Annotated in this window: 17 protein-coding genes and 4 pseudogenes; 17 read left to right on the top strand and 4 right to left on the bottom strand. The window is 35.3% G+C overall.

Features of this window, described 5'->3' with window-relative positions:
• Positions 1-63: 63 nt before the first annotated feature.
• The 8 genes and pseudogenes from R4Z10_RS21170 to R4Z10_RS21205 all read left to right on the top strand — a co-directional run.
• Positions 64-1,683: a long-chain fatty acid--CoA ligase gene (locus R4Z10_RS21170; RefSeq protein ID WP_338473363.1), complete on the top strand. Its 1,620-nt coding sequence runs from the start codon at positions 64-66 to the stop codon at positions 1,681-1,683.
• 62 nt (positions 1,684-1,745) lie between these two features.
• On the top strand, positions 1,746-2,930 hold the full coding sequence (locus R4Z10_RS21175) for a thiolase family protein (RefSeq protein ID WP_338473364.1): 1,185 nt from the start codon (positions 1,746-1,748) through the stop codon (positions 2,928-2,930).
• A gap of 190 nt (positions 2,931-3,120) precedes the next feature.
• A complete protein-coding gene (locus R4Z10_RS21180; RefSeq protein WP_338473365.1) occupies positions 3,121-3,531 on the top strand; it encodes a PaaI family thioesterase in 411 nt (136 codons plus the stop codon).
• 88 nt (positions 3,532-3,619) lie between these two features.
• Complete coding sequence (locus tag R4Z10_RS21185) at positions 3,620-4,612, top strand: nitronate monooxygenase family protein (RefSeq protein WP_338473366.1); 993 nt, start codon at positions 3,620-3,622, stop codon at positions 4,610-4,612.
• Positions 4,613-4,694: 82 nt separating this feature from the next.
• The gene (locus tag R4Z10_RS21190; protein WP_338473402.1) at positions 4,695-5,120 is read left to right on the top strand and encodes a hotdog fold thioesterase; all 426 of its coding nucleotides are present in this window, start codon (positions 4,695-4,697) and stop codon (positions 5,118-5,120) included.
• Between the two features lie 76 nt (positions 5,121-5,196).
• Positions 5,197-5,388, top strand: a complete 192-nt coding sequence (locus tag R4Z10_RS21195; RefSeq protein ID WP_338473367.1) for a hypothetical protein — start codon at positions 5,197-5,199, stop codon at positions 5,386-5,388.
• 109 nt (positions 5,389-5,497) lie between these two features.
• Positions 5,498-6,020: pseudogene (locus R4Z10_RS21200) on the top strand (MFS transporter); the annotation flags it as partial.
• A 1,125-nt stretch (positions 6,021-7,145) separates the two neighbouring features.
• Positions 7,146-7,391, top strand: a pseudogene (locus R4Z10_RS21205) (IS3 family transposase); the annotation flags it as partial.
• A 207-nt stretch (positions 7,392-7,598) separates the two neighbouring features.
• On the opposite strand, the gene R4Z10_RS21210 reads toward R4Z10_RS21205, so the two are convergent.
• Entirely contained in the window at positions 7,599-7,859 is a 261-nt protein-coding gene (locus R4Z10_RS21210; protein WP_338473368.1) for a DUF2188 domain-containing protein, read from the bottom strand.
• Between the two features lie 1,629 nt (positions 7,860-9,488).
• Here R4Z10_RS21210 and R4Z10_RS21215 point away from each other — a divergent pair.
• Positions 9,489-9,692: an aspartyl-phosphate phosphatase Spo0E family protein gene (locus tag R4Z10_RS21215; RefSeq protein ID WP_338473369.1), complete on the top strand. Its 204-nt coding sequence runs from the start codon at positions 9,489-9,491 to the stop codon at positions 9,690-9,692.
• A 52-nt stretch (positions 9,693-9,744) separates the two neighbouring features.
• Here the strand turns inward: R4Z10_RS21215 and R4Z10_RS21220 are convergent, their stop codons facing one another.
• Both R4Z10_RS21220 and R4Z10_RS21225 read right to left on the bottom strand, forming a co-directional pair.
• Complete coding sequence (locus tag R4Z10_RS21220) at positions 9,745-9,972, bottom strand: hypothetical protein (RefSeq protein ID WP_338473370.1); 228 nt, start codon at positions 9,970-9,972, stop codon at positions 9,745-9,747.
• A 490-nt stretch (positions 9,973-10,462) separates the two neighbouring features.
• Positions 10,463-10,810 (bottom strand): hypothetical protein, encoded by a 348-nt coding sequence (locus R4Z10_RS21225; protein ID WP_338473371.1) that lies wholly within the window; start codon positions 10,808-10,810, stop codon positions 10,463-10,465.
• A 379-nt stretch (positions 10,811-11,189) separates the two neighbouring features.
• On the opposite strand from R4Z10_RS21225, the gene R4Z10_RS21230 reads away from it, so the two are divergent.
• The 8 genes and pseudogenes from R4Z10_RS21230 (at position 11,190) to R4Z10_RS21265 (ending at position 16,509) form a co-directional block, all read left to right on the top strand.
• On the top strand, positions 11,190-12,071 hold the full coding sequence (locus R4Z10_RS21230; RefSeq protein ID WP_338473372.1) for a sulfite exporter TauE/SafE family protein: 882 nt from the start codon (positions 11,190-11,192) through the stop codon (positions 12,069-12,071).
• 451 nt (positions 12,072-12,522) lie between these two features.
• Positions 12,523-12,699: a YezD family protein gene (locus R4Z10_RS21235; protein ID WP_338473373.1), complete on the top strand. Its 177-nt coding sequence runs from the start codon at positions 12,523-12,525 to the stop codon at positions 12,697-12,699.
• Between the two features lie 130 nt (positions 12,700-12,829).
• A pseudogene (locus R4Z10_RS21240) lies at positions 12,830-13,083 on the top strand (thioredoxin); the annotation flags it as partial.
• 548 nt (positions 13,084-13,631) lie between these two features.
• On the top strand, positions 13,632-13,952 hold the full coding sequence (locus R4Z10_RS21245; protein ID WP_338473374.1) for a DUF3784 domain-containing protein: 321 nt from the start codon (positions 13,632-13,634) through the stop codon (positions 13,950-13,952).
• Between the two features lie 25 nt (positions 13,953-13,977).
• A complete protein-coding gene (locus R4Z10_RS21250; protein ID WP_338473375.1) occupies positions 13,978-14,409 on the top strand; it encodes a DUF393 domain-containing protein in 432 nt (143 codons plus the stop codon).
• A complete protein-coding gene (locus R4Z10_RS21255) occupies positions 14,387-14,941 on the top strand; it encodes an SdpA family antimicrobial peptide system protein (protein ID WP_338473376.1) in 555 nt (184 codons plus the stop codon). The genes R4Z10_RS21250 and R4Z10_RS21255 overlap by 23 nt, the downstream gene beginning before the upstream one ends.
• On the top strand, positions 14,926-15,864 hold the full coding sequence (locus R4Z10_RS21260; protein ID WP_338473377.1) for a sporulation-delaying protein SdpB family protein: 939 nt from the start codon (positions 14,926-14,928) through the stop codon (positions 15,862-15,864). The genes R4Z10_RS21255 and R4Z10_RS21260 overlap by 16 nt, the downstream gene beginning before the upstream one ends.
• Positions 15,865-16,509, top strand: coding sequence for a sporulation delaying protein family toxin (locus R4Z10_RS21265; RefSeq protein ID WP_338473378.1), 645 nt, complete (start codon positions 15,865-15,867; stop codon positions 16,507-16,509).
• 346 nt (positions 16,510-16,855) lie between these two features.
• On the opposite strand, the pseudogene R4Z10_RS21270 reads toward R4Z10_RS21265, so the two are convergent.
• A pseudogene (locus tag R4Z10_RS21270) lies at positions 16,856-16,981 on the bottom strand (integrase); the annotation flags it as partial.
• Between the last annotated feature and the right edge of the window lie 9 nt (positions 16,982-16,990).

Below are 16,990 nucleotides of genomic sequence, written 5' to 3' on the forward strand. Positions count from 1 at the left end.
GAGAAAGAAATTCAATTTCACGGTGGCACAAGCTTTAAGGATTATTTGAAAGGAGAGGATTTAATGAATCGTCCATGGTATAAGAATTATCCATATAAAGAGGATGTACAAATTCCCGAAGAATCCCTATATATCCTCCTTGATAAAACAGTCAGACTGTATGGTGACCAACCAGCAGTGATTTTTGAGGATAAAATAGTAACCTATATTGAACTTAAAGATCAAGTTGATCGCTTAGCATCGGCATGGAAAGAATTAGGATATCAAAAAGGTGAAAGAATAGGATTAATGCTGTCGAATCATCCTGACTACATCATTTCTTATTATGCTGCACTTTCGCTTGGGCTGATTATTGTACAAGTTAATCCCATGTATACCCCCCGTGAACTTTTACAGATTCTGTACGATTCCAAATTAACTTACCTTGTCACAGATCCTCCTGCATTAGAAACTGTACGTAAAGTATATGACAACTATCGTTTCCGGCATATTATGCTGTCACAAATGACGGTTGACCATCAAGAAGATGATATATTTCAAAATTTAGATGAATTAAAAGGTCATTCGAAAACCTTTGAAAAACCTGTTTCTATATCGGTACATGATGACGTTGCAATCATACAGTATACAGGCGGTACTACCGGAAAAATGAAAGGAGCCATGTTGACCCATTACAATTTAATGGCCAATGTTATTCAAAGTTACGCCGCGTACAAAGGAAAATTACAGCTTGGACAGGAAGTTGTCTTGGCAGCTACGCCGCTCTACCATGTATATGCAATGACAAGTGCAATGAATTTTGGGATATTCATTGGGGGAACCATTCTATTGATCAGGAAATTCGATATTGATTATGTACTAGAGTCTATTAAAAAGTATCGGCCCACTTTCTTCCCAGGGGTCCCTAAAATGTACAACGCATTTATCAATCATCCTCAGGTGGAGAGCTACGGATTGGATTGTATAAAAGTGTGTTCTAGCGGTTCAGCGCCACTCCCCGTTGATGTGATTAAACGTTTTGAGTACTTAACCAATGCAGTTATTAGCGAGGGGTATGGCTTATCTGAAACGTCACCGACCACACACCGAAATCCAACAAATGGAACGAGGAAAGTTGGCAGTATAGGAATTCCAGTTCCTTTTACCGATTGTTTGATTGTTGATGATTATGGACAAGAATTACCGCCGATGGCTATTGGAGAATTATTAATTAGAGGACCTCAGGTAATGAAGGGGTATTGGGGCAATAAGGATGAAACGAACAAAGCCTTACAAAATGACTGGCTGTATACTGGGGATTTAGCGATGATGGATCAAGACGGTTACTTTTTTATCGTTGGCCGAAAAAAGGAAATGATCATTGTAGGCGGCTTTAATATTTATCCTCAAGAGGTTGAGGGTGTTCTATATGAACATCCTAATATAAAGGAAGTAGCTGTGGCCGGTATTCCAAATGAAGTGGAAGGAGAAATCGTTAAAGCCTATATCGTTCCAAAGGACGGATGTCAAGTTGATTTGGAGGAAGTCCGAGGTTATTGTTATCAAAAACTAACCCGTTATAAAGTACCGAAAGAGTTTGAAATAAGAGATTCATTACCACGAAACACAGTTGGAAAGTTACTTAAGAGGATTCTCATTCAAGAGGAAAAGGAGAAAGACTCAATAACTACATCTAGCCATTGAAACAAATTTATATTATTAGTAGCAATAGAAAATTATATCCATTTTATAAGGAGAGAGAAAAGGTGAGTGAAAATATTGTTATTGTGAGTGCCGTTAGGACACCAATCGGACGTTATGGCGGGGCATTTAAAGAAATAAGTTCAGGTCATTTGGCGAGTATTGCCATAACAGAGGCGGTCAAAAGAGCAAATATAGCGCTCGAACAGGTGGATGAGGTTATTTTGGGAGAGGTCAGACAATCTACCGAATCCTCTAATGTAGCAAGGGTTGCTGCTCTTCGTTCGGGTATTTCTGAAACTGCCCCTGCTTTTACTGTAAATAGATTATGTGCTTCAGGAATGCAGGCAATCGCTTCAGCTGCACAGCAAATTAGTTCAAACCAAGCTAAAATAATTGTGGCCGGCGGTACGGAAAATATGAGCAGAGCACCGTTATATATAAGAAATACACGTTTTGGTGGGGACCGCTCCGTATTAGTAGATTCCAATACAGAAAATGGACAGCAGCCTCAGGAAGTATACGGAAGAAACTTGGGAATGGGGATTACAGCAGAAAATGTAGCTGAGAAATATAATATTTCAAGAGAGGATCAGGATGCTTTCGCAGTGGAAAGCCAACGAAGAACTGCAAAAGCGATAGAAGATGAAAAATTTAAGGCCGAAATCGTTCCAGTTGAAATCAAAGATAAAAAAGGTAAGGTGATAATTAATACTGATGAACACCCTCGTCCTAAAATTACAATAGAAAAGTTGTCAAGCTTAAAGCCGGTTTTCAAAGAAAACGGTACTGTTACGGCCGGCAACGCTTGCGGCCGGAATGACGGAGCATCGGCATTAGTCTTAATGAAAGAGAATGAGGCTGTACGCTTAGGCTTAAAACCGCTTGCAAGGATAGTAGATTGGTCGGCTGTAGGTGTCTCCCCTGAAGTAATGGGAGTTGGCCCTGTCCCAGCCGTCACGAAACTATTAGAACGTACAGGGAAAAAAATAGACGATATCGGTCTTTTTGAATTAAATGAAGCTTTTGCTTCCCAGTCATTGGCGGTTATACGTGAACTGCATCTTGACGTTAGCAAGGTCAACGTAAATGGCGGTGCGATTGCGCTGGGACATCCGGTTGGCTCAACTGGTGCCCGCATCGTCGTCACCTTAATTCATGAACTGATTCGCCGTCAGGAAAGATTCGGGATTGCTACTCTGTGTGTAGGCGGAGGACAAGGTATGGCGATTATGATTGAAACCATTTAAGGTTATTCATTTATTATTCATTTATTAAATTCATAGATTATATGTGAAAGAAAACGGAATAATTAAGCAGGATTTAGATTCCCATCTTTTTTACTTAATCGTTCCTCTTAAGAGGTAACTATAGGGTGAAAATACTTTTTTTGGAAAATGGTAACAGACACTTAAAGTAGAGAAAAAGGAGTGAGGGATCGTGAGCGTTACAGTCAACGATATACGAGAAAAGTTTGAGGGCAGTTCATTCTTTTCATTAATAGGATTTGAAGTTGTTCATTATGAAGAAGAAAGTGCTGTACTCAAGTTGAAAATGAAAGAAGAATTACTAAATGTAAATGGACGTCTTCACGGAGGTATTCATGCTACTATGCTGGATACCGCACTAGGGATGGTCATTCGTTCCGTTACGAAGATGAATGTTGTTACAACCAATTTAAACATTCATTATCTGGCCGGAGTATCAGGAACAGAAATCTACGCAGAGGCAAAAATCCTTCAAATAGGCTACAAAACTGCCTTCGCAGAAGGAGAAATAAAGGATGCTGATGGGAAGGTAATCGCAAAAGGGGTCGGAACATTTAAGATTCTACGTAATGAAGATAAATAAATGAAGATAAATAAATGAAGAATGATGACAGGATGGATAAAAATGAGATTAAAACTTAAATACCCTTGTGTATGGAGGTATAAAAGATATGAAAAAAATCCCTTCAATTCTTCAAGGATTACGAATACCTGTAATCGGCTCACCGCTTTTTATTATTAGCAGCCCAAAATTAGTCATTGAGCAATGCAAGGCTGGTATTATTGGTTCAATGCCTGCTCTGAACGCCCGGCCGGCCTCTCAGCTTGATGAGTGGCTGGCCGAAATCACGGAGGAGCTTAAAGCTTACAACGCTCGAAATCCAGATCGGCCGGCTGCACCATTTGCCATTAATCAGAATGTGCATAAGACCAATAAACGGCTGGAACAAGACATGGAAGTATGTATAAAACATAAAGTCCCCATTATTATTACATCCTTGGGTGCACGAGAGGACGTTAATAAAGCCATACACAGTTATGGGGGGATCGTTCTTCATGATGTGATCAACAACTATTTCGCACATAAAGCAATAGAAAAAGGAGCAGATGGATTGATTGCTGTTGCATCAGGGGCAGGAGGCCACGCTGGTGTCAAAAGCCCTTTCGCTTTGATTCAGGAAATTAGACAGTGGTTTGATGGTCCACTCGCTTTAGCTGGTTCCATTGCTAGCGGAAAAGCGATCCTTGCTGCTCAGGTAATGGGTGCAGACCTTGCATATATTGGAACACCTTTCATTGCTACTAAAGAAGCAAATGCTTCTGATGCCTATAAGCAGGCAATCGTTGATGGTACGTCTGACGACATTATATATAGTAATCTCTTTACGGGGGTACATGGGAATTATCTGGCACCGTCTATTATAGCGGCCGGATTAGATCCTGACAGACTGCCTGTAAGTGACCCCTCTCAGATGAATTTTGCCAGGGAGACAAAACCATGGAAGGATATCTGGGGAGCAGGTCAAGGAATTGGGACTATTAAAGAGGTTATAACTGCTTCGGCATTCATAGATAAGCTTTATCAAGAGTATATTCAAGCGAGGCAGAGTATATTGAAGCAAATCCATTTTGATACTTCGAATAGCAATGAAGCAGTAAAGTAAAAGAATTACAAAGACAAAGATCAGATCAAAAGGGGGGCTGATTTGGATGATTGTTTCTAAAGAAGTATTAGATTTATATAATATGGAAGATGAATGGGCTTTTGCTGAACAGATTCGGTCCCGGAATAAACATACTCTGATTAATGAACTTGATATCGAATATTTAGAACTCACACCTGACCGCGTGGTTATGAATATGCCAGTAGGCCCCAAAACCTGGCAGCCAGCAGGCATCCTTCATGGCGGGGCATCAGTTGCTCTAGCGGAAACGGCAGCAACTATTGCAACAGCTATCAATATTGATCCGAATCAATTTCAGCCAGTAGGCATGGAAATCAATGCAAACCATATTCGGAGTAAAATGGACGGCGTGGTCACAGCCATTGCAATCCCTTTTCACAAGGGGCGCACGACGATGGTCTGGGATATAAAAATTACGGATGAAGATGAAAAATTAATTTGTATTTCTCGCTGTACAATAGCCGTTATTCGTAAAATAGAAAGATGAAAGGATATTGGAAAAGTCCAGAAGAAACTCCATTGCTTTGAGGGACTGATGGTTTTATACGGGGAGCATTGCCACAATGGATGAAGAGGGGTATTTCTTTACTGTAGTCAGGAAGAAGGATCTAATCATTTCAAGCGGCTTTAATATTTACCCGATTGAAATGGAAAGTGTTATCTATCAGCATACAGCAGTGACGGGGAGGAGGCTTGTGTTTTTAGAATCCCGGATCCTTATCGCGGGGAAACTGTCAAAGCGGCCATCGTTCTAAAAAAGTGATATGTGTAACCGAACAGGAAATAATAGAATGGTGCAATGAACGGATTGCAAGATATAAAGTCCCGCGATTGATTGAATTTAGAGAATAACTGCCGAAACAACTAGTCTATTCAATAGCAGTGTTAGTTTCACGTCCATTTACAGGCCGATTAATGGACGTAAAAGGAGCAAGCTATATTATGTATCCGTCCTTTATTCTCTTTACAGCCGGAATGCTGCTTTTAAGTTCAGCCCACAACAGCATCACTTTATTATTATCGGGTATACTTATTGGACTCGGATTTGGTAATATGCAGTCATGCACTCAGGCGATCGCTGTTAAGTTGACTCCTTCTCATCGTATGTGACTGGCAACGTCGACTTTCTTTATATTTCTAGACACAGGACTTGGAGTTGGCCCTTATCTCCTTGGATTCATCATTCCATTCACGAGCTACAATACCCCTCTATGCTATCTTAGGCGTTGTAGTCTTGGCATCTACCATTCTTTACTTTTTACTACACGGAAAGAAAGGGCTAGAATCAATGCTTTACCCCAATAATAAATATGAAGGGACATCTTGTATAAGAGATGTTCCTTTTTATATGAAATTAATAATGGTTATTCTATGGATCTATTGTTAAAAGTAATAATTCTTATGCAGGCAGAAAAGATATGGAATTCGAATTAGAAAGTCGGATGTTTACTACCAATAGAATATTATTCAACGATTGGGCGGCTTGCTTTAAGAAGGTGTCTTTTTTATGAGTTAGAATCTAAAACAACGCATTTAAGAAATTGAATTATAGGGCGTTTTTGTGTAATGGGAGCGGGTTTGGGGTGCGGACAACCTTAATCCATGTCAATTACGTATAGTGTATCTCCCAAACCAAAAACTGAAGAAATACTCGGACTTCGTCTATCAACAAATCGACTATAATAATTAATTGAACCAATACTTTTGTGTCTTTGTACTCTGAGTTAGAAAGAGGGGCACTATTGTATAACTATTCGTATAATACCTGTTATATGAACGCTAGTTCTAAGCATAAATAAATTATAGTTTACTCTAACTCTCTCCTTAGCGTAGAAAAGCATTGATGAGGTGTCATAATGGCAATAACAAAACAACATGAATATTACGAAAGGCGTCTTGAAAAATTAGTAAAAAAATGCCTATTATGTCGTTAAATATGTGGATGATAAATGGGATATTTGTTTCCACTTACTCTCTTGAGCATCATTTATGCTGTTGGAAGTGTCTAGGTAAGTTGAAAATCATCATTCCTTAATAGAAAAGTATGAGGTGGCCCAATTAGGCGAGGTAATTAGGATTATAGAAAAGTCAGTTCCTCACTTTATTTGTTATGAATGATGAATATGTACTTTGCTTTGTTGAGAGAGTGAAAGTTTCTTAAAGCTAATTAAAGATATAACCAGGGATAGCCAGAGCAGAGAATGTTTATTTGTTCTTATCCGTTCAAAGGGAGGATTCTTCACAATCACAGGTATAGCAAAAAACAATATTGGAGTAAAGGTCGACTTCTAGTAATGTATTTAAGTACCATAAGTCACAAGAAAGCGGCATTGTGTCATCAGGAGATCATATGTACGATATATAATTAAAATTATGTAATTTTAAAAACATTGAAAAAGGTATGTATAGGAGGATTAAGAATTCTTTCCCGTTGCTTTAGGGTAAGGCGGAGGATTGAGTGAATTGATAGAATCAAGAGGAGTTCGTGGGGATTCAATCACAACTCCTTATTGTAGTCTATGAGTTAAGCCATAAATACCCGGTGAAGGAACTCTTAAAGCTCGCTGATTTTCCACGTAGCATATATTATGATTTAGTGAAGAGAATGAATCGATCAGATCCAGATAGTGACTTGAAAGCTGAAATTAGGGATATCTATGAGGAACATGAAGTTTGTTACGGTTACCGATTTATACGTGATGAGCTAGCGAATCATAGGCAAAAAATGGATCACAAAAAAAACCAACGTGTCATGAGACTAATTATGTAGTTTATTTTCCTGTAAGTAAATATTTTTATTATATATAGAAGTAGTTCTCCTATAGATTTATTTTAAAAATAAGCATAACCACTTTATCAAAGTTATACCTTATCTCACCATAGAAAGGATGATTCAATGAACAACAAACTCAAGCATAAGCAATAAGAGCGCCATTAATCTATTGATTAACAGCACCTATCATTACTATTCTTTATAGTTCAGCTGATCTTCAATCTGACCGTCATCATTGTGGATGATAACCATTGTAGAAGTATCTTTTGCCATTTTCTTTGCTTCTTCTATAGCTTTGTCTTTCGATTCAGTAGTAAGTTCAGGGACATCCTCACCTTCACGTTTTATGGCCCAGCCTTCTTCCTTGTGTGGTACAACGTGAAATCTTGCATCTTCTGTGCCTGCACGTTCCTCAAAGTATTCATTGCGGTTGTTGTTATTATTGTCTGCCATGAATTTACCTCCTCTAAAGAGTGTTGTTCTTCATTCTTTTTCTTCCCCGTATCTGTTTGATGGAAACATATTTCTGATTTGAATTTGAAATATTAATAAAAAGTACTTTTCAGGGGCGAACTGAAATTATTACTCCAATGCCAATTACGAAAATCTCGAATTGCCAGCAATATGAAGAATAGAAGTTAAGTTTTAGAATTTGTTATATATAATAGGAATAAACTCATCCAAAAAACAAGAGCTGTCCCAATATATGAAATATAATGAGAAGGTAAGGAGATCAGCTGGTCATAGTAATATTGCGACAATCAGTGGATACCTTAAGGATTCGTATAGTGATTTAGAGTTTAATTATTGAACTTAAAATTTTAGTCAATATTGATAATAAAACCCTAGCAAATTAGCTAGGGTTTTTAAGTTTCAATTACAAATCTTAAAACGTAGGCCGTCATAGACGAATTGTGCTCTAGTTGAATAACTAGATATTCTTGAGAAGAAATAGTTTTTTCTTTTCCATTTTTCTCTCTTTTTCCTTAACGCATAGCTTAGTAGATCTAAAGACATACGTTTGCTTGAGGCTGATTAAAATTCAAAACTGCCATTTTATAATTGGCTTGAGGAAAATTAATTACTAGAGAAAAGGACCGATATGGAAGGTGTTTATATGGTTGATATTTATGGCGGGGTAGCGTCAGAAAAAGTAGATTTACAATGTTTAGGAATCGATTTTTAATTTGGCTTTTGTTCAACTAAAGCAGCCAATAGTCGAAGAAATGCTCATTCTGTTCCTTGTTTTCCAAAACCATTACTAAATTAAGGGGATGAAGGGTTTTATTTTTTCGTAAAAGTTTATAATTTTGCTCTATTATTTCTTTATTTTTAGCTATTATTTCTTTATTTTGAGCTATCATTTCCTTTATGATTCGATGCATTTCATTCTCGCAAGTTTCATGATTATTTTTTAGGTTTTCATATAAGGGAGGTATTGATGGCTTATTCTTTTCATTATCTATTGAAAATCCCTCCTAGTGCAGATTAGACATTAACTTTACTCTCATTATAAACGAAAGAATACGATATATATATTAAAATTATATAACTATTCAAAATACTCAAAAGAGGGTAATATATATGAAGATTAAGAATTCCTTTCCTTTACTTTAGGGGAAGGCGCAGGATTGAGAGAATTGATAGAATCAAGAGGTCTGGCTGAGGTGATTCTATCAACTCCTAATTGTGAGAATTACGGATAATTATCGGCAAAGGAGGTTAAATGGCTAGAAAAAATGATAAAAGGCAAGCTAGTTCATACGAAAACAGTGTTAAAAAGAGTAATGATTACTCTATGGCAAAGTCGAATCAAGGATTCCACTTAATCAAATGCGGTTATTAGCCTACGCGATTAATTCAATGCAACAGAACGGCGAAACAGAGTTTCAGAAGGCTGATGATGGCAGACGCCTTGGACTATCTCTCAGCCTTCGATTTTAAGGGACATAAAGGATTATTTCAATAAAGACTATCATTTGTCATTTCATAAGAACTTTTGTCATATGTATTCCAATTATACGAATTTTTCGTATAATAAATCTTGTGAACTTGTATACTAATAAACAAGGAGACAGGTAGATGTGTAGAGAGGTCGAAAAATTAGAACGAAGAATCAATCAAGTGAGAGACCGTTTGATCTTAATCGCAGTAGAAACAGGTTTAAATAGCGACGATACCATTTATTACAGTCAGAAGTTAGACAAGCTTATTACGAAGTATCAAAAATTTAAAATGAGTAACAGACAAAAGAATGGCAAAGAATCTAAAACTTCCTCCGGCTGAATAAGGAAGTTTTTCCTTTTTTGTGTCTCCATCACTTAAAGTCAATAAGATACTAAGACACATGCGCGCATTGAATAAAATCATTCAAAGTCTCTTGATCTACCATTTGTTCAAAATCGCATGGTTCCTCTAAGATAATACTCCTTCGGTTTGCTACTGAAATAATTATACCTAATTCATAATACATGTTTTTCGTTAATATTCCTTCATTAATATTTTTCAAAATTTCATCATAAAAGGAAATTAAAATATCTGAAGGTAATTTTTCATATAAAACCATTTTTACTCCACCTTATAAAATAATGTAGAAACTTTTTTACAATAATAGATTTTTAATCTAACCCCATTATAATGAATAGTTGTTATGATTCCGTGAAATTTACAAATACTTTAACAAAGTTTATTAATTTAATAGAAAAGGTTTAAGCATTATTTATTGAAGTTTTTCTGTAAATAATTGATAAATATACTATCTATTATTCTTGTATTGGCCCACTTACGCCAGATACTGTGACAGCCACACATACCATCCACCTATTATCATTATAATAGAAAACGCTTACATATACAAAAGCTAATATAAAACAAACTTCGACATTAAAAGGTGCATACTATTAAGTGATTGTGTCGATAAGTAGGTGAACTTGGCCGGACCTACAACTATAAGAAGAGGAGATAATTAAACATCGTAACAAAAAGACGTAGGCAACGTATAAAGCCTAAAAGGCAGTGGACGTTTTAATAATATTAAGTATGGTCGGAAGTGATTGTTATTTTGTATTTAGACGTTGATTTAATTTATATTTTATTGCCGATTTCCAGTACCGGAAGTTCCCCTCTTTGTAGCCTCCATTAGTTTTTATTGAAAAATCATATTGAACAAACATATCATCATTAATGGGACTATATATTGTTACTTTCTCTTTTCTTAATTGATCATTTATTTTTTTACGTTCTTTAAATTTTTGACCTAATTTTTTTTCGAAATAAATTATTCGATCATTATCCTTCATTGCATTAAGCTTATTTAACTTTGTATTTAAAATGTGTATCTCTAGATCTAGGTATATTTTTTCATCGATTAAATCTTCTAATTCTTTAGGAATATTTGCCTTCATAAAGATACAATCCCCTCTATTAAATAACAAACGTATGTTCTATAAATTATATAAAGTTTTACTTTAGAAAACAAGTTGTAATGAATAGTAAATAAAGGTAAAACAAACTTAGCAAAACTTCTTTTGGACGGCAGCACTACAGTCTGTAAGAGAACGACGATAATAATGTAATCGTTTTGACCCCAAAAAAATTGGTATACCCTTGCTTAGCTATTCTTTTCGGATTGTTAATTTGTAAAAATAAAAATATTTTTTAATTCCTAGTTTACAAATAGGGTTAATTGTAATATATTAAATAAACAAAATTAAGAAATTTGGAAAACTTAAGCATATTTGACTACATGGAATTAAGTTTCCATAAAAACAAGGAGGGATTAATGTGAAAAAATTAATTGTTTTTGCCTTTATTGGCTTGTTGGCACAGCTAATAGACGGCGCATTGGGAATGGCGTATGGTGTAACGTCATCATCTTTATTACTTGCATTTGGAATTGCACCAGCCGTTGCATCAGCATCTGTCCATTTAGCAGAGGTCGTCACAACAGCCGCATCTGGAGCATCACACATCAAGTTTGGGAACGTGGATAAGCAAACAGTCAAACGGCTTATCATTCCAGGATCCATTGGGGCATTTTTGGGAGCTACCTTCTTAAGTAATATACCGGGAGATCTGGCAAAGCCCTATATTTCTATATTTCTATTAGCTCTTGGAGTCTATGTTTTAGCTAGATTCTTATTTATGTTTAAAACTGGTGAACAGAAGGACAATATTGGTCTTACAAGAAAAAAATCTATTCCACTTGGTTTGATTGCAGGGTTTGCAGATGCAACTGGAGGAGGAGGCTGGGGACCAATTGCCACTCCTGTATTGTTATCCCAAAAAGGAATTAGTGCACGTAAAGTCGTTGGGACAGTTGATACAAGTGAATTCGCTATTGCGGTTTCTGCTACTGTAGGATTTTTAATCTCACTTGGCTGGTCGGAAGTAAACTGGCTGTGGGTAGGAGCATTAATGATAGGAGGATTAATTGCAGCGCCAATTGCCGCTTGGTTGGTACAGAAAATTCATGCCCAGCTAATGGGTGTAATAGTAGGTGGTTTTATCATCTTAGTAAATGCAAGAACACTTGTAAATACGTGGGTTGACCAAACATCGATTTATCCGTTTATCTATGCTGGAATTGCTGCTTTATGGATTGGAGCCATTGCTTTTATAGTCGTGAAAATTAGAAATACCAAAGCAACCGGAGTTTTAGGTTAATCATCAAGTACCCCCTATAAGAATTCATTCATGGTCTTCGTTTACGGTTAAAATTGACTAAACTACTCAACAATTTATTTTTTGACTAGAATACTCGACATTAAGATGAATCTTTTCTGTTTAAATGTTGACTAAATGACTCGACAATTTAAGGCAGAACTAACATTGAAGGTAAGATATCAACTAAGGGTGAATATGCGTTGAGGGCACTGCTAGTTCTTGGGGAAAATCATGGGAAAGTAGTATCCATCCAAGAAATTTTCAGAAAGTACTTTGGTTACTGTTAGTTATTTGGATCAAATCTTACCAAGATTTTAAAAATTAGGTTATTTAGAAAATATAAGAGGGACAAATTCACTTGTGAGAGATACGATTGCTTATGTACCTGATCAAACGACTCCAGAGGTCCTATTGGAAAATCGCTTAACTACCATAAAAGGGGATGATTTACTTGCCTTCAAAAGGACGAATTGATCAGCAAGTACTTGAAAAAATCAAAGCATTATTAGAAAGCCTTGAATATGGTACAGTACAAATAACGATACATGATCCACAGGTAACTCAAATCGATAAATTAGAAAGACACCGTTTACCATTACAAAAAAGCTCCCACCATAAAAGAACGTAGGTTATGAAAAATAACAATATGCCGATCGGACCACCGAAGGCTCCTGTTAGTAACTGTTTATAAAAAGACAGCTGCTAAAGGGGCTTTTTATTTTGAAAAAAGAAGAAAAGAGAAGAGGAGAGGAAAAAGTATGGGACATCCAACAATTTATCCAACAGGGCAACGGTTTTTAATCCCCAAAAAACAAGCAGCGGCTATACAATCTATCAGGCTGCAGACTTAGGAGCACTATTAATTGATATGAACGGTAAGGAAGTTCACTTATGGAAAGGATTGCGAGGGTTTCCTAACAAACTGCTTCCGGGAGGATTTGTATTAGGAAGTACAGCAGAAAGGGATCCAAAATATGGATTCCAAGATGAGGTTGACTTAGTCCAGGTAGACAAGCTAATACAAGCGGGTAAATGAAGGGATAGTAGAATTTTAACGGTGATCAAATGACTAAGTAGCAAAGAAACTTCACTCACCTTCTTTTTACTTGTCTGATCTAAAAACGGTTAGAAAAAACGCTGTTTCGATTGCCAATCATTCATTTATCTAGCAGCTCGTATACATAAATTATATACAAAGTATAGCTATGTATCTAGAGAATGCTGACGTATTTAAACAAGAGCAGTTTTTAAAAGATATTATTGAACCCATTGGATTCTATAGAAAAAATAAAGAGAATTTAATTAAAACAAAGTTCCTTTCTCCCTATGAATTTAAATTTTTATGTTTCTACTAACTTTAGTACTAGAATATGATCTGTATCATTAATACCATGAAATTTATTAACCATGTGAATAAAGTAATATTTTAAAATTAACTCTTTCCTTATATTGGGAATACATTTATTATATTATTGGGAACTGGATTTTGTCTATTTAAAATATTCATATTTATTTATTTTAACAGAATATTAAAAATAAATAATAAGGGAATGATGATTTTTGACCTTAAACACGGACTTTAATACAGCATTAATTATTTCTATTATTGTTGGAGCGCTATTTATTATAACTGGCTGGTTGATTTGGAAAAAGCAAAAAAGAAATTTAATAGCAGGTTATAAGGAATCTGAATTTAAAGGTGACAAAGATAAATTATCAAAGGATATGGGGATATATTCCATAATAATTGGGGTATTAGTTCTACTATTTCCACTAGTTATTAAATATTTAGGAGAATGGGCTACCTGGGTATTAGTAGGAATAATTGTCCTAATCACAATACTCACTTTGTTCAAAATAAATTTTAATAATAAAGGGTGATTCCTTTTTATAGAAAGGAAAAGCTATGAAAAAATTATTGGTTTTATATGATAGTTGGTGTCCTTTGTGCATCAAAATAAAAAAGAATATAGAATATCTTGATTGGTTCCATATTATTGAATTCCAAACAATCCGCAATAATGATCAATACTTAGATATACCTTATGAACAACTTGTTAAAAAAATGCATTGTGTAGAACTGAGCAATAAAAAAATCCACTCAGGAATTGATGCTGTAGCTGCTATCTGCCTCCGTATCCCACTTCTTTTTATGTTTTATTTTCCATTGAAATTTTCTAGTTCTATTGGGATAGGAGAATTTGTTTATAATCATATAGCCAATTCTAGAAGAATAGTTCCAGTAAATAATTGTGTGGAAGATGGGTGTGAACTTATACCAAACGAACATACAACTAGTAAGGAGCCAAAAACTAATGCATTCCATGAATCAAAATAAATTAGCAAAATGGTTTTACACATTTTTTGCCATCTTATTACTAGTGGTCATGCTCTCAATCATTAGTGCATTACCTCAAAACCCTTTAACTTTAAATAAAACTAACGATACACTATTTTCTCAATTATTACCTCAAGGTTGGGGGTTTTTCAGTAAAAATCCAAGAGAAGAATTCTTAAATGTTTATTCAACTAATAGTGAAATCTCCGCTCAATGGCCCAATATGAAATTAACAAATTTATTTGGAGTAGATAGAACTGGTAGAGCCCAAGGAACCGAATTAGGTTTAATAATTCCAGAGCTTCAGGAAACAGATTTTAAAGAGTGTAATAAGGATATAGATGATTGTATAGCTGATATGAAAGACGTACAACCCATAGAAATATATAATTCTACCCCGAAGAAAACTTTATGTGGTGAACAATATATTACATTACAAGAACCTATGCCTTGGGCATGGAGCTCTTCTACGGAAAGAACTTACAAATCATCTAAATTAGCAAAGGTAGAATTGGTATGTACAAAAAATTAGTAAATCAAACCGGAAATTACATAATGACAAAGGGAAGTCCATTTACAAATGTTTATGGTCTAGCACGAAGTCTATTGGCTCTTGGCACACTTGTAACGCTTTTGTTTAATGATATCAATACTCTTTTTAAACCTGTTGCTGGAGTTACCGAATATCCATATTGTTCTACAGGTATAAATTCAATTAGTGTTTTTTGTATTGCTTCAAATACATACTTATCCGAAATTAAAATTGTTACTATTATTCTCTTAATTATTATTATGTCAGGATGGAGACCTAGAATAACAGGTTTAATACATTGGTGGATAGCCTTCAGTGTTCAAAATTCAATGACCACTCTTGATGGTGGTGATCAAGTAACAGCCGTTTTAACATTTCTATTAATCCCAATGACACTAGTCGATGAAAGAAAATGGCATTGGGAAAAGGATTGCTCTATCGAAAAGAACAGAGACATCGCAGTTGCTTTAGGATGGGCATCTATATTTGTGATTCAGTTTCAAATAGCAATATTATATTTACATTCAAGTATTGCAAAATTAACTACCTCTGAGTGGGTTAATGGTACTGCTGTATATTATTTTTTAAACGATCCACTTTTTGGGCTTAGTCCTATAATTAAACCATTAATTCAGCCGATAACTGAAAGTTGGTTAGTTGTCATTCCGACGTGGGGGACAATTATTCTACAGTTTTTACTGTTTTGCGGACTATTTTCAAACTCGAAAACTAAAAAAATATTATTTGTGTTAGCTATAACTATGCATGAGATTTTTGCTTTAATGTTAGGGCTTGTCTCTTTTTCGATAGCGATGAGTGCCGCATTAATTTTATTCTTATTGCCGATTAATGCTCATTTTAAATATAAGTTTAAATTTAATTTTCAATTTAATTTACCTTTAACTCGAAAGGAGGTGGAATAAATGAAGAAAGCTCTTTCTTTAATTTTAGTTTTTGCATTATTTTTATCGAGTCTTTCGGCCGTAAATGTACAAGTTGCTGAAGCTAAAACCAAAGACAAAGACTACACTGGTCAAGAACTTTTTGAAGGGATATTTTTTGGATATGGTGAAGTAAGTGAATCACTTTCAGATTTTTGGGAAACTGCATTACCTGAAGGTTATACCTACTCTAAAGAAGAAATTAATAGAATCAAAAGCATCGAAAAACAACTAGTAAGAAACGACCCTCATTTCTTTAAAAACTTCAAAAAAGGAATTGAGAGTGGAGATCATTTTGTTATTGAAGAAACAATTGCTGAAACCGAAAAAGCTTTAGCGAAAATATTTGAAAAAGAAATAGCACAAGAGCGTGAGGCTCTTGCTCAAGAAGATTCTAAAGTTACTCAATCTATTTCAAATGATGAAGCTCAGGCTTTAGCAGTTAAACCTGGATTTGCATTATGGGTAGCTTATTCCTATGTAGGAGCAACACATATTGCAGCTGTATTTGTTGTAACCGTTGTTGCAGTCGGCACTAAATTTGTTGGTCCTAGTTCTGCTGTAGAGGCAGATAACCTCTTATCTAGAGAAATGTATGTAGACAGTATTGCAGAAAATTTGAACTAAGGTTAGATATGCGTTAAGTTAGGTGACCCCAATTCGTGGGGTCACTTTAAAATTATTCAACCCTAGCTCATTAATTTACTATACACTTATTATAACTATTATATACCTTAATTATTCGGACATCACAAAAGTAAAAAGCTAGGATTTCGAACAAAAATCTACTTTCCACTATAAAAGCCGAAAAGCCCTAAATGGTTAAGAGTTTTTCATGTTTCTTCCGTTATATATATTCCCCAAAAACATCCTCACTCCAAGCATGAATCGCATGCTTTTCCCTTTTAAATCCCTTTTCCAAATAAATCATCGTGGTCTCGATTTTCTCATGACCAAGGCTTCTCATAATGCTGTACACATCAACTTTACTTAGATGGGATATAATCGCAAATGCATGTCGAAAAGTATGAGGGCCAATCGAGTTGGTGCGGTTATTTAAAAATGGTGGTAGATTTGTATTTTTAATAGCATCGGTTATATATTGAGA

Source organism: Niallia sp. XMNu-256 (assembly GCF_036670015.1).
Lineage (GTDB): Bacteria > Bacillota > Bacilli > Bacillales > Cytobacillaceae > Bacillus_BD.

What these genes read in the sequence shown, in the direction of transcription:
- R4Z10_RS21170 (WP_338473363.1), top strand. Translation starts at nt 64, where the DNA reads ATGAATCGTCCATGGTATAAGAATTATCCATATAAAGAGGATGTACAA.
- R4Z10_RS21185 (WP_338473366.1), top strand. Translation starts at nt 3,620, where the DNA reads ATGAAAAAAATCCCTTCAATTCTTCAAGGATTACGAATACCTGTAATC.
- R4Z10_RS21190 (WP_338473402.1), top strand. Translation starts at nt 4,695, where the DNA reads ATGGAAGATGAATGGGCTTTTGCTGAACAGATTCGGTCCCGGAATAAA.
- R4Z10_RS21195 (WP_338473367.1), top strand. Translation starts at nt 5,197, where the DNA reads ATGGATGAAGAGGGGTATTTCTTTACTGTAGTCAGGAAGAAGGATCTA.
- R4Z10_RS21210 (WP_338473368.1), bottom strand. Translation starts at nt 7,859, where the DNA reads ATGGCAGACAATAATAACAACAACCGCAATGAATACTTTGAGGAACGT.
- R4Z10_RS21215 (WP_338473369.1), top strand. Translation starts at nt 9,489, where the DNA reads ATGTGTAGAGAGGTCGAAAAATTAGAACGAAGAATCAATCAAGTGAGA.
- R4Z10_RS21220 (WP_338473370.1), bottom strand. Translation starts at nt 9,972, where the DNA reads ATGGTTTTATATGAAAAATTACCTTCAGATATTTTAATTTCCTTTTAT.
- R4Z10_RS21225 (WP_338473371.1), bottom strand. Translation starts at nt 10,810, where the DNA reads ATGAAGGCAAATATTCCTAAAGAATTAGAAGATTTAATCGATGAAAAA.
- R4Z10_RS21250 (WP_338473375.1), top strand. Translation starts at nt 13,978, where the DNA reads ATGAAAAAATTATTGGTTTTATATGATAGTTGGTGTCCTTTGTGCATC.
- R4Z10_RS21255 (WP_338473376.1), top strand. Translation starts at nt 14,387, where the DNA reads ATGCATTCCATGAATCAAAATAAATTAGCAAAATGGTTTTACACATTT.
- R4Z10_RS21260 (WP_338473377.1), top strand. Translation starts at nt 14,926, where the DNA reads ATGTACAAAAAATTAGTAAATCAAACCGGAAATTACATAATGACAAAG.
- R4Z10_RS21265 (WP_338473378.1), top strand. Translation starts at nt 15,865, where the DNA reads ATGAAGAAAGCTCTTTCTTTAATTTTAGTTTTTGCATTATTTTTATCG.